The organism is Streptococcus sp. SM3, from assembly GCF_027497875.1.
Genome location: NZ_JAJNSA010000001.1, coordinates 1 through 12,858 on the forward strand (window position 1 = coordinate 1; position 12,858 = coordinate 12,858).

The 12,858-nt window shown below is 40.3% G+C and carries 11 protein-coding genes and 1 pseudogene; 11 read left to right on the forward strand and 1 reads right to left on the reverse strand.

Annotation, left to right across the window (positions count from 1 at the left end):
* Window positions 1–68 precede the first annotated feature (68 nt).
* From metG to tnpA, 4 genes and pseudogenes are all read left to right on the forward strand, one after another.
* Window positions 69–2,066 (forward strand): methionine--tRNA ligase, encoded by a 1,998-nt coding sequence (gene metG / locus PAN06_RS00005; protein WP_269795251.1) that lies wholly within the window; start codon window positions 69–71, stop codon window positions 2,064–2,066.
* A 558-nt stretch (window positions 2,067–2,624) separates the two neighbouring features.
* On the forward strand, window positions 2,625–2,957 hold the full coding sequence (locus PAN06_RS00010; RefSeq protein ID WP_004260758.1) for a putative DNA-binding protein: 333 nt from the start codon (window positions 2,625–2,627) through the stop codon (window positions 2,955–2,957).
* A gap of 11 nt (window positions 2,958–2,968) precedes the next feature.
* Window positions 2,969–4,540, forward strand: a complete 1,572-nt coding sequence (gene ffh, locus PAN06_RS00015) for a signal recognition particle protein (protein ID WP_269795252.1) — start codon at window positions 2,969–2,971, stop codon at window positions 4,538–4,540.
* A 217-nt stretch (window positions 4,541–4,757) separates the two neighbouring features.
* Window positions 4,758–5,101: pseudogene (gene tnpA, locus PAN06_RS00020) on the forward strand (IS200/IS605 family transposase).
* Between the two features lie 99 nt (window positions 5,102–5,200).
* Here tnpA and guaA read toward each other — a convergent pair.
* Window positions 5,201–6,763: a glutamine-hydrolyzing GMP synthase gene (gene guaA, locus PAN06_RS00025; RefSeq protein ID WP_269795253.1), complete on the reverse strand. Its 1,563-nt coding sequence runs from the start codon at window positions 6,761–6,763 to the stop codon at window positions 5,201–5,203.
* 141 nt (window positions 6,764–6,904) lie between these two features.
* Here guaA and PAN06_RS00030 point away from each other — a divergent pair, with 141 nt between their 5' ends.
* From PAN06_RS00030 to atpA, 7 genes are all read left to right on the forward strand, one after another.
* A complete protein-coding gene (locus PAN06_RS00030) occupies window positions 6,905–7,603 on the forward strand; it encodes a GntR family transcriptional regulator (RefSeq protein WP_020901475.1) in 699 nt (232 codons plus the stop codon).
* A gap of 137 nt (window positions 7,604–7,740) precedes the next feature.
* Entirely contained in the window at window positions 7,741–9,027 is a 1,287-nt protein-coding gene (locus PAN06_RS00035) for a U32 family peptidase (RefSeq protein ID WP_000169065.1), read from the forward strand.
* Window positions 9,028–9,341: 314 nt separating this feature from the next.
* The gene (locus tag PAN06_RS00040) at window positions 9,342–9,542 is read left to right on the forward strand and encodes a F0F1 ATP synthase subunit C (protein ID WP_001054560.1); all 201 of its coding nucleotides are present in this window, start codon (window positions 9,342–9,344) and stop codon (window positions 9,540–9,542) included.
* 33 nt (window positions 9,543–9,575) lie between these two features.
* Entirely contained in the window at window positions 9,576–10,286 is a 711-nt protein-coding gene (gene atpB, locus PAN06_RS00045) for a F0F1 ATP synthase subunit A (RefSeq protein ID WP_000392870.1), read from the forward strand.
* 13 nt (window positions 10,287–10,299) lie between these two features.
* Window positions 10,300–10,794 carry a F0F1 ATP synthase subunit B gene (gene atpF / locus PAN06_RS00050; protein WP_001103468.1) on the forward strand — a complete coding sequence of 165 codons (495 nt, stop codon included), beginning with the start codon at window positions 10,300–10,302 and terminating at the stop codon, window positions 10,792–10,794.
* Window positions 10,794–11,330 carry a F0F1 ATP synthase subunit delta gene (locus PAN06_RS00055; protein ID WP_049551105.1) on the forward strand — a complete coding sequence of 179 codons (537 nt, stop codon included), beginning with the start codon at window positions 10,794–10,796 and terminating at the stop codon, window positions 11,328–11,330. The genes atpF and PAN06_RS00055 overlap by 1 nt, the downstream gene beginning before the upstream one ends.
* Window positions 11,331–11,344: 14 nt before the next feature.
* Window positions 11,345–12,850, forward strand: a complete 1,506-nt coding sequence (gene atpA / locus PAN06_RS00060) for a F0F1 ATP synthase subunit alpha (RefSeq protein ID WP_000996629.1) — start codon at window positions 11,345–11,347, stop codon at window positions 12,848–12,850.
* Window positions 12,851–12,858 lie beyond the last annotated feature (8 nt).

Consider the following 12,858-nt stretch of genomic DNA (forward strand, 5'->3'; position numbering starts at 1 on the left):
AATCAGTAAAAATGTGATATAATGAAGTGTTAGAAAAACAGGTTTCATTTGCCTGGAAAGGAAAAATTATGTCTGAAAAGAATTTTTATATTACAACACCGATTTACTATCCATCTGGTAAACTCCATATCGGTTCTGCCTACACAACTATCGCTTGTGATGTCCTAGCTCGTTACAAACGCCTCATGGGCTACGATGTCTTTTATTTGACAGGTCTTGATGAGCATGGCCAAAAAATCCAGCAAAAAGCTGAAGAAGCTGGCATCACACCTCAAGCCTATGTTGATGGGATGGCAGTTGGAGTCAAAGAACTCTGGCAATTACTCGATATCTCCTATGATAAATTTATCCGGACAACGGATGACTACCACGAAAAAGTAGTGGCGCAAGTCTTTGAGCGCTTGCTGGCTCAAGATGACATCTACTTGGGTGAATATTCTGGCTGGTATTCAGTCTCAGATGAGGAATTCTTTACAGAAAGCCAGCTTGCAGAAGTTTTCCGTGATGAAGCTGGTAATGTAACTGGTGGTATTGCTCCATCAGGTCACGAAGTGGAATGGGTATCTGAAGAATCATACTTCCTTCGCCTCAGCAAATACCAAGACCGTTTGGTCGAATTTTTCAAGTCCCATCCTGAATTTATCACTCCAGATGGTCGTCTGAATGAAATGCTTCGCAACTTCATCGAGCCAGGTTTAGAGGATTTGGCAGTTTCTCGTACAACCTTTACCTGGGGTGTGCCAGTGCCATCTAATCCAAAACACGTTGTATACGTTTGGATTGATGCCCTTCTTAACTATGCGACAGCTCTTGGATACGGTCAAGATGAACACGGAAATTTTGACAAGTTCTGGAATGGAACTGTCTTCCATATGGTAGGAAAAGACATCCTTCGTTTCCACTCAATCTATTGGCCAATCCTTCTTATGATGTTGGATATTAAATTGCCAGATCGTTTGATTGCCCATGGTTGGTTTGTCATGAAAGACGGCAAGATGTCTAAGTCTAAAGGAAATGTTGTTTACCCTGAAATGTTGGTAGAGCGCTATGGACTGGATCCACTTCGCTACTACCTCATGCGTAGCCTTCCAGTTGGTTCAGACGGAACCTTCACTCCTGAAGACTATGTTGGCCGTATTAACTATGAATTGGCTAATGACCTCGGGAACCTCCTCAACCGTACGGTTTCTATGATTAACAAGTACTTTGATGGGCAAATTCCAGCCTATGTGGAAGGTGTGACAGAATTTGACAATGCTCTTGCTCAAGTAGCTGCTGAATCAATCGCTGACTACCATACACACATGGAAGCAGTTGACTACCCACGTGCACTTGAAGCAGTATGGACTCTTATTTCACGTACAAACAAATACATAGACGAGACAGCTCCATGGGTATTGGCAAAGGATGAAGCTCATCGTGACCAATTGGCAAGTGTTATGAGCCACTTGGCAGCCAGCCTTCGTGTTGTAGCTCACATGATTGAGCCGTTTATGATGGAAACCAGTCGCGCGGTCTTGACTCAACTTGGCTTGGAAGAAGTAGCAAGCCTTGAGAACTTGAGCTTGGCTGACTTCCCAGCATATGTGACTGTAGTTGCTAAAGGAACACCAATCTTCCCACGTCTGGATATGGAAGAAGAAATCGCCTATATCAAAGAACAAATGGAAGGAAATAAACCAGCAGTCGAAAAAGAATGGAATCCGGATGAAGTTGAGCTCAAACTTAACAAGGATGAAATCAAGTTTGAAGACTTTGACAAGGTCGAAATCCGTGTCGCAGAAGTCAAAGAAGTGTCTAAAGTAGAAGATTCAGATAAGTTGCTTCAATTCCGCTTGGATGCTGGCGATGGTGAAGATCGTCAAATCCTCTCAGGAATTGCAAAATACTATCCAAACGAACAAGAATTGGTCGGCAAGAAAGTTCAAATCGTTGCCAATCTCAAACCACGTAAAATGATGAAAAAATATGTCAGCCAAGGTATGATCCTATCAGCTGAACATGATGGACAATTAACCCTTCTCACAGTTGATCCAGCTGTACCAAACGGAAGTGTGATTGGGTAAAATTAAAACACTAAAGTCAGTTGGAAGACAAAGTCCTTAGACTACAAGTTTCTAAGGACTTTTCTATGTGTAGAGTTGTATATTAGTATAATAGATGTAAGAATGGTTGAGAAATGTTGCCTAAGTCTCACAAAGAAGATCAAGACTACAAATATAATCAAGTTGGTTTTTACACGCTAGTTGAACTCATTTTGTAGACCATTTTCTTGGTCGCAGGTACTTATTCCTAGGATAAAAGGTGTCCTAGTTTATCCCCTGTTACATATGTTAGTTAAAATTCCTCCCATCTAATGTTTCTGCGGTTTCAGTTTCTGCTCCAAACCATCAAGGACATTGAGGTCAATACCGCCTATCGTTGGTTTAAGGGGGGATTGAAACGATAAAATTCCTCATTTTACAACTTATGGTAAGAATTACAGACATCGTTTTCAATATAAGGAAATAATAGAGCAAATTTTTAATCAGGTCCTATCTATTGTATAGAGGAAAGGTTTGATTGAACCGATAGAGTGATTTCTAATGTAGAAGTATAATAGATTTTTTGGTATAATAAAAGTTATGGAAATCGAAAAAACCAATCGTATGAATGCGCTCTTTGAATTTTATGCGGCGCTTTTGACAGATAAGCAAATGAATTATATCGAGCTCTACTACGCTGATGATTACAGCCTTGCTGAAATTGCTGAGGAGTTTGGTGTCAGTCGTCAGGCTGTCTATGATAATATTAAGCGGACAGAAAAGATTCTGGAAGATTATGAGATGAAATTGCACATGTACTCGGACTACATTGTCCGCAGTCAGATTTTTGACCAGATTTTGGAGCGCTATCCCAAGGATGACTTTCTGAAGGAGCAGATAGAAATTTTAACAAGCATTGATAATAGAGAATAAGAGGAAGAAACATGGCATTTGAAAGTTTAACAGAACGTTTGCAGAACGTCTTTAAAAATCTACGTAAAAAAGGAAAAATCTCTGAATCTGATGTCCAAGAGGCAACCAAAGAAATTCGCTTGGCTTTGCTCGAGGCCGACGTTGCCTTGCCTGTTGTAAAGGACTTTATCAAGAAAGTTCGTGAGCGTGCAGTCGGCCATGAGGTTATTGATACCCTTAATCCTGCGCAACAAATTATTAAAATCGTTGATGAGGAACTGACAACCGTTTTAGGTTCTGATACGGCAGAAATTATCAAGTCACCTAAGATTCCAACCATCATCATGATGGTCGGTTTGCAAGGGGCTGGTAAAACAACCTTTGCTGGTAAAATGGCCAACAAACTCAAGAAAGAAGAAAATGCTCGTCCTTTGATGATTGCGGCGGATATTTATCGTCCTGCTGCCATTGATCAGCTTAAGACCTTGGGCCAACAGATTGATGTGCCGGTTTTCGCTCTTGGAACAGAAGTACCAGCTGTTGAGATTGTTCGTCAAGGTTTGGAACAAGCCCAAGCTAATCATAATGACTATGTCTTGATTGATACGGCAGGTCGTTTGCAGATTGATGAGCTTTTGATGAATGAACTTCGTGACGTAAAAGCATTGGCTCAACCAAACGAAATTCTCCTCGTGGTTGATGCCATGATTGGTCAAGAAGCGGCCAATGTTGCGCGTGAGTTTAATGCTCAGTTGGAAGTGACTGGGGTTATCCTTACTAAAATTGATGGTGATACTCGTGGTGGTGCTGCTCTATCTGTTCGTCACATTACTGGAAAACCAATTAAGTTCACTGGTACAGGTGAAAAGATTACGGACATTGAAACCTTCCACCCAGACCGCATGTCAAGTCGTATTCTTGGAATGGGGGATATGCTCACTTTGATTGAGAAAGCTTCTCAAGAATACGATGAGCAAAAAGCCCTTGAAATGGCTGAGAAGATGCGTGAAAACACCTTTGATTTCAATGATTTCATTGATCAGTTGGATCAGGTGCAAAATATGGGGCCGATGGAAGACTTGCTCAAGATGATTCCAGGTATGGCTAACAATCCAGCCCTTCAAAACATGAAGGTAGATGAACGCCAGATTGCTCGCAAACGTGCTATTGTGTCTTCAATGACACCTGAAGAACGTGAAAATCCAGATTTGTTAAATCCAAGCCGTCGTCGTCGTATCGCTGCTGGTTCTGGAAATACATTTGTCGAAGTCAATAAATTCATCAAGGACTTTAACCAGGCTAAACAACTCATGCAGGGGGTTATGTCTGGGGATATGAACAAGATGATGAAGCAGATGGGAATCAATCCAAACAACCTTCCTAAAAATATGCCAAATATGGGAGGAATGGATATGTCTGCCCTTGAAGGGATGATGGGACAAGGCGGTATGCCTGACCTGTCAGCTCTTGGAGGAGCAGGAATGCCAGATATGAGCCAGATGTTTGGTGGCGGACTCAAAGGTAAAATCGGTGAATTTGCTATGAAACAGTCCATGAAACGCATGGCTAACAAAATGAAGAAAGCGAAGAAGAAACGTAAGTAAGACCGAAGGGCTTTCATTTCATACAAAAAGGACTCTGAATCGGATTCAGAGTCCTTTTTGTATGTGATTATGTGACTATTAGTCCGTCTCGCTCCGTGCGGGGCGAGACAAAAAAATCACCCGCTATGCGGGTGCGCGTCGAAGATGATACCCAAAAAACTCCGAACGCGATACAATAAAGGTGTTCAAGCCAATTGTAAAGTGAAAGAAGAAAAATATGGCACAAAAAGCTCATAGTTTATCGCACACAAAGTGGCATTGTTCTATCTCATTGTGTTCACACCTAAGTATAGACGAAAAGTCATCTATAATCAATATAGAATTAGTTTAGGCGAAATATTTCATCGCTTTTGCAGTTATAAAGGAATTGAAATTATCGAGGGTTACTTAATGCTAGACAATGTACATCTATTAGGAAGTATTCCACCAAATTAAAGAAATTATCTAGTGGATGATTTCTTCATGAGTATAAAAATTTGAGAACGAGTAAAGCATGATATAGCACTAGATAAATTGAATGTAAAGGAATATGAGGCTCCCTTTAGGGATAGTAGTAAGTAATACTAAAGCCTCTTTAAGAGGCAAGTGACGAGTCAATAGCAATAAGCCTTGAACAAAGTGAAAGCCAGCGTCTTTAAGCGCTGGCTGGTCATGATTGGTCTATTCCCACTCAACGGTTGCTGGTGGTTTACTTGTAATGTCGTAGACGATACGGTTAACGTGGTCCACTTCGTTTACGATACGTACAGAAATCTTTTGAAGGACTTCCCAAGGAATCTTTGCAAAATCAGCAGTCATACCATCGATAGAGGTGATGGCACGGATTGCAATCGTGTAGTCATACGTACGACCGTCACCCATAACACCGACTGAACGAACGCCTGTGTTAACTGTGAAGTATTGCCAGATATCGCGGTCAAGACCAGCATTGGCAATTTCCTCACGAAGAATAGCGTCTGACTCACGAACAGTTTCAAGTTTTTCTTCAGTAATTTCACCCATAACACGGATAGCAAGTCCTGGTCCTGGGAATGGTTGGCGCCATACGATATGGTCTGGCATACCAAGTTCTGTACCAAGGGCACGAACTTCGTCTTTATAGAGAGTGTTGAGTGGTTCAATCAATTCAAATTGCATGTCTTCTGGAAGACCACCCACGTTGTGGTGTGACTTGATAGTTTGAGCTGTATCCGTACCAGACTCGATAACATCTGTATATAAAGTACCTTGAGCAAGGAATTTCACATCTTTGAGCTTGCTTGCTTCGTCATCAAATACATACACAAACTCGTTACCGATGATTTTACGTTTTTGTTCAGGGTCAGAAACGCCAGCAAGTTTATCAAGGAAACGTTTAGCTGCGTCTGCTTTGACGATATTCAAACCAAACTTACCACCAAGCATGTCCATAACTTGGTCCGCTTCTCCTTTACGAAGAAGACCGTGGTCTACGAAGATACAGATCAATTGATCGCCAATCGCTTTTTGAAGAAGAACCCCAACGACAGATGAGTCAACCCCACCTGAAAGGCCAAGAAGGACACGTTTATCACCGACGGTTTCACGGATTTTTTGGATCTGCATATCAATGAAGTTATCCATTGACCAGTCGCCTTTAGCCTTACAAATGTTAAGGGCAAAGTTACGAAGGATATCATTTCCGTACACAGAATGACGAACTTCTGGGTGGAATTGGATACCGTAAATGTTTTTATCTGGGTTTTCGATGGCTGCGTATGGGCAGTCAGCTGATGTACCTGTACGAACAAAGTCAGAAGGAATCTCAGTAACCGCATCACCATGGCTCATCAAAACAGTCTGCTCGTCTGGTGTTGATTCAAAAAGAGCTGATGGTGTGTGAGTAAGAGTTGATTGACCGTATTCACGATTTCCAGCATCACCTGCAGGAACAACTTTTCCTCCAAGTTTATGGGTCAATAACTGCATACCATAACAAATTCCCAAAATAGGAATTCCGAGTTCGAAGATTTCTGGGTCAATATCAAATGAACCATCTTCATATACAGAGTTTGGACCACCTGATAGAATAATTCCTACAGGATTGATTTCACGAACTTCAGCAGCTGAAATTTTATGGCTTTTTAGTTCCGAAAAAACACCAATCTCACGGATACGGCGTGAAATCAGCTGGTTGTATTGGCTACCATAGTCCAATACGATGATTTTTTCTACATCTTGCAAATCAGTTGAAATGTTGCTCATCTTTTTCCTTTCTCAAAAGAAATATCTTTTTTCAATATTCTATCACAAATAAGGGCGAATTACCAACTAAACAAGGCGAAGTTTGACTTTTTCTAGTTTATTGGGGTACAATAGAGAAAAGATAGAAATGAAGTGAAAAATATGCTACCTGCTTATATGAAAATCCATGATCAGATTAAAAAGGATATTGACGATCACCGTTGGGCTATTGGGGAGAGGCTTCCTAGTGAACGAGATTTAGCAGAGCAGTTTGAGGTCAGTCGCATGACCCTCCGCCAAGCTGTATCTCTATTAGTTGAAGAAGGTGTCTTAGAGCGCCGCGTAGGAAGTGGCACCTTTGTTTCTAGTACTCGGGTACAAGAAAAGATGCGAGGAACAACAAGTTTTACTGAAATTGTTAAGTCCCAAGGTAAAGTACCCTCTAGCCAGCTCATTTCCTACAGAAAAACCATTCCCAATGAGCAGGAAGTTGCAAAGTTAGGAATTTCTCCAACGGAGAATATTATCCGAATGGAACGGGTCCGCTATGCCGACCAAGTTCCTCTAGTTTATGAAGTTGCTTCTATTCCTGAAAAATTCATTAAGGACTTTAAAAAAGAAGAAATCACCAGTCATTTCTTCCAAACATTGCAAAAACATGGCTACCGTATCGGTAAATCACAGCAGACAATCTATGCTCGCCTTGCTAAGGAAAAAATCGCCCACTATTTGGAAGTTGAAAAAGGACATGCTATTCTTGGTCTGACTCAGGTTTCTTACCTAGAAGATGGTACTGCTTTTGAATACGTAAAAAGTCAATATGTAGGCGAACGCTTTGAATTTTATCTTGAAAATAACTAGTCTAGAAAGGCTAGTTTTTTGCTTTCTTAAAACATTAGAATTGTCAAAACAATCTGTCTAGGCTTGATTTTATGGATTATTTACTATAAAATGAGAAGGAAAAACGTCAAACTTTTATATTGCAAATAGGAGAAAACATGACAAAAACATTAAAACGTCCTGAGGTTTTATCACCTGCTGGTACTTTAGAGAAGCTAAAGGTAGCTGTTCAGTATGGAGCAGATGCTGTCTTTATCGGTGGTCAGGCCTATGGTCTTCGTAGCCGTGCAGGAAACTTTACCTTTGAACAGATGGAAGAAGGCGTGCAGTTTGCGGCTAAGTATGGAGCTAAGGTCTATGTAGCTGCCAATATGGTTATGCACGAAGGAAATGAAGCTGGTGCTGGTGAGTGGTTCCGTAAACTGCGTGATATCGGGATTGCAGCAGTTATCGTATCTGACCCAGCCTTGATTATGATTGCAGCAACAGAAGCACCAGGTCTTGAAATCCACCTCTCTACCCAAGCAAGTGCCACTAACTATGAAACTCTTGAGTTCTGGAAAGAACTAGGCTTAACTCGTGTCGTTTTGGCGCGTGAGGTTTCAATGGAAGAATTGGCAGAAATTCGCAAACGTACAGACGTTGAGATTGAAGCCTTTGTTCATGGAGCTATGTGTATTTCCTACTCAGGTCGCTGTACGCTTTCAAATCACATGAGTATGCGTGATGCTAACCGTGGTGGTTGCTCTCAGTCTTGCCGTTGGAAGTACGACCTTTACGATATGCCATTTGGGAAAGAACGCAAGAGCTTGAAAGGTGAAATTCCTGAAGAATTTTCAATGTCAGCCGTTGATATGTCTATGATTGACCATATCCCGGATATGATTGAAAATGGTGTGGACAGTCTAAAAATCGAAGGACGCATGAAGTCTATTCACTATGTTTCAACAGTAACTAACTGTTATAAGGCGGCTGTTGATGCTTATCTAGAGAGTCCAGAAAAATTCGAAGCTATCAAGCAAGACTTGATTGATGAGATGTGGAAGGTTGCCCAACGTGAATTAGCAACAGGTTTCTATTACGGTACACCATCTGAAAATGAGCAGTTGTTTGGTGCTCGTCGTAAAATTCCTGAGTATAAGTTTGTCGCTGAAGTGGTTTCTTATGATGATGCGACACAAACAGCAACTATTCGTCAACGGAATGTGATTAACGAAGGCGACCAAGTTGAGTTTTATGGCCCAGGTTTCCGTCATTTTGAAACGTATATCGAAGATTTACATGATGCCAAAGGCAATAAAATTGACCGTGCTCCTAATCCAATGGAACTCTTGACTATCAAGGTTCCACAACCTGTTCAAGCTGGAGACATGGTTCGAGCTCTCAAAGAAGGACTCATCAATCTTTATAAAGAAGATGGCACCAGCGTCACAGTTCGTGCTTAATAAGCGTACAGGAGACGAAAGCTTTTTAGTTTCTTTCCCTTTAATCCTACTTACTAAAGAGCATTAGGTTAAAGAAAATATATTAATTTCCATCCGAGATTTCATCTCGGATTTTTTCATTATTTTTCAGAAAGACCTAGATAATGGACGGATTTATTACAAGTTTTTTCCAAAGTTTTCTATATATTAAGCTAAAAAATAGTAAAATTGTAAATAATTTTCATTAAACGCTTTCAACGTAAGTAAAAAGTTGACAAATCCAAATTTTAGGACTAAACTAAGTAAGTAAATTTTAATTAAAAGGAGAATTCGTCATGAATTTAACATTTTTCGGTCTATGTCTTGCCTGTATGGGTGTATCTCTTGGTGAAGGTATGTTGATGAACGGTTTGTTGAAATCAGTTGCTCGCCAACCAGATATCATCTCAGAACTACGTAGTTTGATGATCCTAGGGGTTGCCTTTATTGAAGGTACTTTCTTCGTTACTCTTGTCTTTTCATTTATCATCAAATAAAAGAAGTATAAATTGAAAAAGGGAGGATTTTAGATGGAAGAAAGTATTAATCCAACCATCAATATTGGTCCTGTTACCTTTAATTTAACCATAGTAGTTTTGACTTTGTTGACTGTAGCACTTATTTTTGGCTTTATTTATTGGGCAACTCGAAATATGACTTTGAGACCCACAGGAAAACAAAATGTATTAGAGTATTTATTTGATTTTGTTGTTGGATTTACAAAATCAAACCTTGGTCCAATGATAAAGGATTATTCTCTCTTTTATTTCTGTTTATTCCTATTTATGGCCATTGCAAATAATATTGGCTTAATGGCTAGAATTCAGACTACAGATGGTGTAAATCTTTGGACCTCACCAACAGCAAATTTGTCATTTGACTTGGTCTTGTCTTTTACAATTATCTTAATGACCCACGTAGAAGGAATTCGTCGTCGTGGAATCAAAAAGTATTTAAAAGCATTTGTAACACCAGGTTTTATGACACCAATGAATCTCTTGGAAGAAGTTACCAATCTCCTTTCACTTGCATTGCGGGTCTTTGGTAATATCTTTGCAGGGGAAGTGATGGCAAGTATGTTAGTCCTACTTTCTCATCAGGCCTTCTATTGGTATCCTATTGCTTTTGGAACAAATCTAATCTGGACTGCATTTTCTGTTTTTATTTCTTGTGTACAAGCATATGTATTTACATTGTTATCTTCAATGTACCTAGGAAATAAAATTAATGATGAAGAATAGAAAGGAGTAGTTTATGAATGTAACAGTAGGTGAATTACTTGGTGATTTTATACTAATCGCTGGTTCCTTTATTCTCTTGCTAGTCTTGGTTAAGAAATACGCTTGGTCAAATTTGACTAGTATTTTCGAACAAAGAGCAGAAAAAATTGCAGCAGATATTGACGGAGCTGAACAAGCACGTCAAAAAGCAGAAGTATTGGCTCAGAAACGTGAAGATGAATTGGCTGGTAGCCGTAAAGAAGCTAAGACAATCATTGAGAATGCGAAAGAAACAGCTGAGAAAAGCAAAGCTAGTATTTTAGCAGATGCTAAGCTAGAAGCAGGACGCTTGAAAGAAAAAGCGAACCAAGAAATTGCTCAAAATAAAGCTGAAGCTTTACAAAGCGTTAAGGGTGAGGTAGCAGATTTGACAATCAGCTTGGCTGGTAAAATCATCTCACAAAACCTTGACGGTCATGCCCATAAAGAACTCATTGATCAGTATATCGATCAGTTAGGAGAAGCTTAATGGACAAGAAAACAGTAAAGGTAATTGAAAAATACAGCATGCCTTTTGTCCAATTGGTTTTAGAAAAAGGAGAAGAAGACCGTATCTTTTCAGACTTAGCTCAAATCAAGCAAGTTGCTGAAGAAACAGGTTTACCTTCTTTTTTAAAAAAAGTGGCAGTAGACGAGTCTGACAAGGAAAAAACGATTTCTTTCTTCCAAGACTCAGTGTCACCTTTATTGCAAAACTTTATTCAGGTTCTTATCTACAATCACAGAGCAAATCTTTTTTATGATATTCTTGTAGATTGCTTGAACCGACTTGAAAAAGAAACAAATCGATTTGAAGTGACGATTACGTCAGCTCATCCTTTAACTGATGAACAGAAGAGTCGCTTGCTCCCTTTGATTGAGAAAAAAATGTCTCTTAAAGTAAGGAGTGTAAAAGAACAAATCGATGAAAGTCTTATTGGTGGTTTTGTCATTTTTGCCAATCACAAGACAATTGATGTGAGTATTAAACAACAACTTAAAGTTGTTAAAGAAAATTTGAAATAGAAAGTGGTGTTCTTTTGGCAATTAACGCACAAGAAATCAGCGCTTTAATTAAGCAACAAATTGAAAATTTCAAACCCAATTTTGATGTGACTGAAACAGGTGTTGTAACCTATATCGGGGATGGTATCGCGCGTGCTCACGGCCTTGAAAATGCCATGAGTGGAGAGTTGTTGATTTTTGAAAACGGCTCTTATGGTATGGCTCAAAACTTGGAGTCAACAGACGTCGGTATTATCATCCTAGGTGACTTTACTGATATCCGTGAAGGCGATACAATCCGCCGTACAGGTAAAATCATGGAAGTCCCAGTAGGTGAAAGTCTGATTGGTCGTGTTGTGGACCCACTTGGTCGTCCAGTTGACGGCCTTGGAGAAATCCACACTGACAAAACTCGTCCAGTAGAAGCACCAGCTCCTGGTGTTATGCAACGTAAGTCTGTATCAGAACCATTGCAAACTGGTTTGAAAGCTATTGACGCCCTTGTACCGATTGGTCGTGGTCAACGTGAGTTGATTATCGGTGACCGTCAGACAGGGAAAACAACCATTGCGATTGATACAATCTTGAACCAAAAGGGTCAAGATATGATCTGTATCTACGTAGCGATTGGACAGAAAGAATCAACAGTTCGTACGCAAGTAGAAACACTACGTCAGTACGGTGCCTTGGACTACACAATCGTTGTGACAGCCTCTGCTTCACAACCATCTCCATTGCTTTTCCTAGCTCCTTATGCTGGGGTTGCCATGGCGGAAGAATTTATGTACCAAGGTAAGCATGTTTTGATCGTTTATGATGATCTTTCAAAACAAGCGGTAGCTTATCGTGAACTGTCTCTCTTGCTTCGTCGTCCTCCAGGTCGTGAAGCCTTCCCAGGGGATGTTTTCTACCTTCACAGCCGTTTGCTTGAGCGTTCAGCTAAAGTTTCTGATGAGCTTGGTGGTGGATCGATTACAGCCCTACCGTTTATCGAGACACAAGCAGGAGATATCTCTGCCTATATCGCAACCAACGTGATTTCAATCACTGATGGACAAATCTTCCTTGGTGATGGTCTCTTCAATGCGGGTATTCGTCCAGCCATTGACGCGGGTTCATCTGTATCTCGTGTAGGTGGTTCTGCACAAATTAAAGCCATGAAGAAGGTTGCTGGTACACTTCGTATCGACCTTGCTTCATACCGTGAGTTGGAAGCATTCACTAAGTTTGGTTCTGACTTGGATGCGGCAACACAGGCTAAGTTAAACCGTGGTCGTCGTACAGTTGAAGTCTTGAAACAACCTGTTCACAAACCATTGCCTGTTGAGAAACAAGTAACCATTCTCTATGCTTTGACACACGGTTTCTTGGATACTGTTCCAGTAGATGATATTGTTCGTTTCGAGGAAGAGTTCCATGCCTTCTTTGATGCTCAACATCCAGAGATTTTGGAAACCATTCGTGATACAAAAGACTTGCCAGAAGAAGCAGTCTTGGATGCTGCGATTACAGAGTTTCTCAATCAAACCAGCTTCCAATAAGAATAGAG

Coding starts and splice junctions, on each gene's coding strand:
- metG (WP_269795251.1), top strand. CDS start 69: ATGTCTGAAAAGAATTTTTATATTACAACACCGATTTACTATCCATCT.
- PAN06_RS00010 (WP_004260758.1), top strand. CDS start 2,625: ATGGAAATCGAAAAAACCAATCGTATGAATGCGCTCTTTGAATTTTAT.
- ffh (WP_269795252.1), top strand. CDS start 2,969: ATGGCATTTGAAAGTTTAACAGAACGTTTGCAGAACGTCTTTAAAAAT.
- guaA (WP_269795253.1), bottom strand. CDS start 6,763: ATGAGCAACATTTCAACTGATTTGCAAGATGTAGAAAAAATCATCGTA.
- PAN06_RS00030 (WP_020901475.1), top strand. CDS start 6,905: ATGCTACCTGCTTATATGAAAATCCATGATCAGATTAAAAAGGATATT.
- PAN06_RS00035 (WP_000169065.1), top strand. CDS start 7,741: ATGACAAAAACATTAAAACGTCCTGAGGTTTTATCACCTGCTGGTACT.
- PAN06_RS00040 (WP_001054560.1), top strand. CDS start 9,342: ATGAATTTAACATTTTTCGGTCTATGTCTTGCCTGTATGGGTGTATCT.
- atpB (WP_000392870.1), top strand. CDS start 9,576: ATGGAAGAAAGTATTAATCCAACCATCAATATTGGTCCTGTTACCTTT.
- atpF (WP_001103468.1), top strand. CDS start 10,300: ATGAATGTAACAGTAGGTGAATTACTTGGTGATTTTATACTAATCGCT.
- PAN06_RS00055 (WP_049551105.1), top strand. CDS start 10,794: ATGGACAAGAAAACAGTAAAGGTAATTGAAAAATACAGCATGCCTTTT.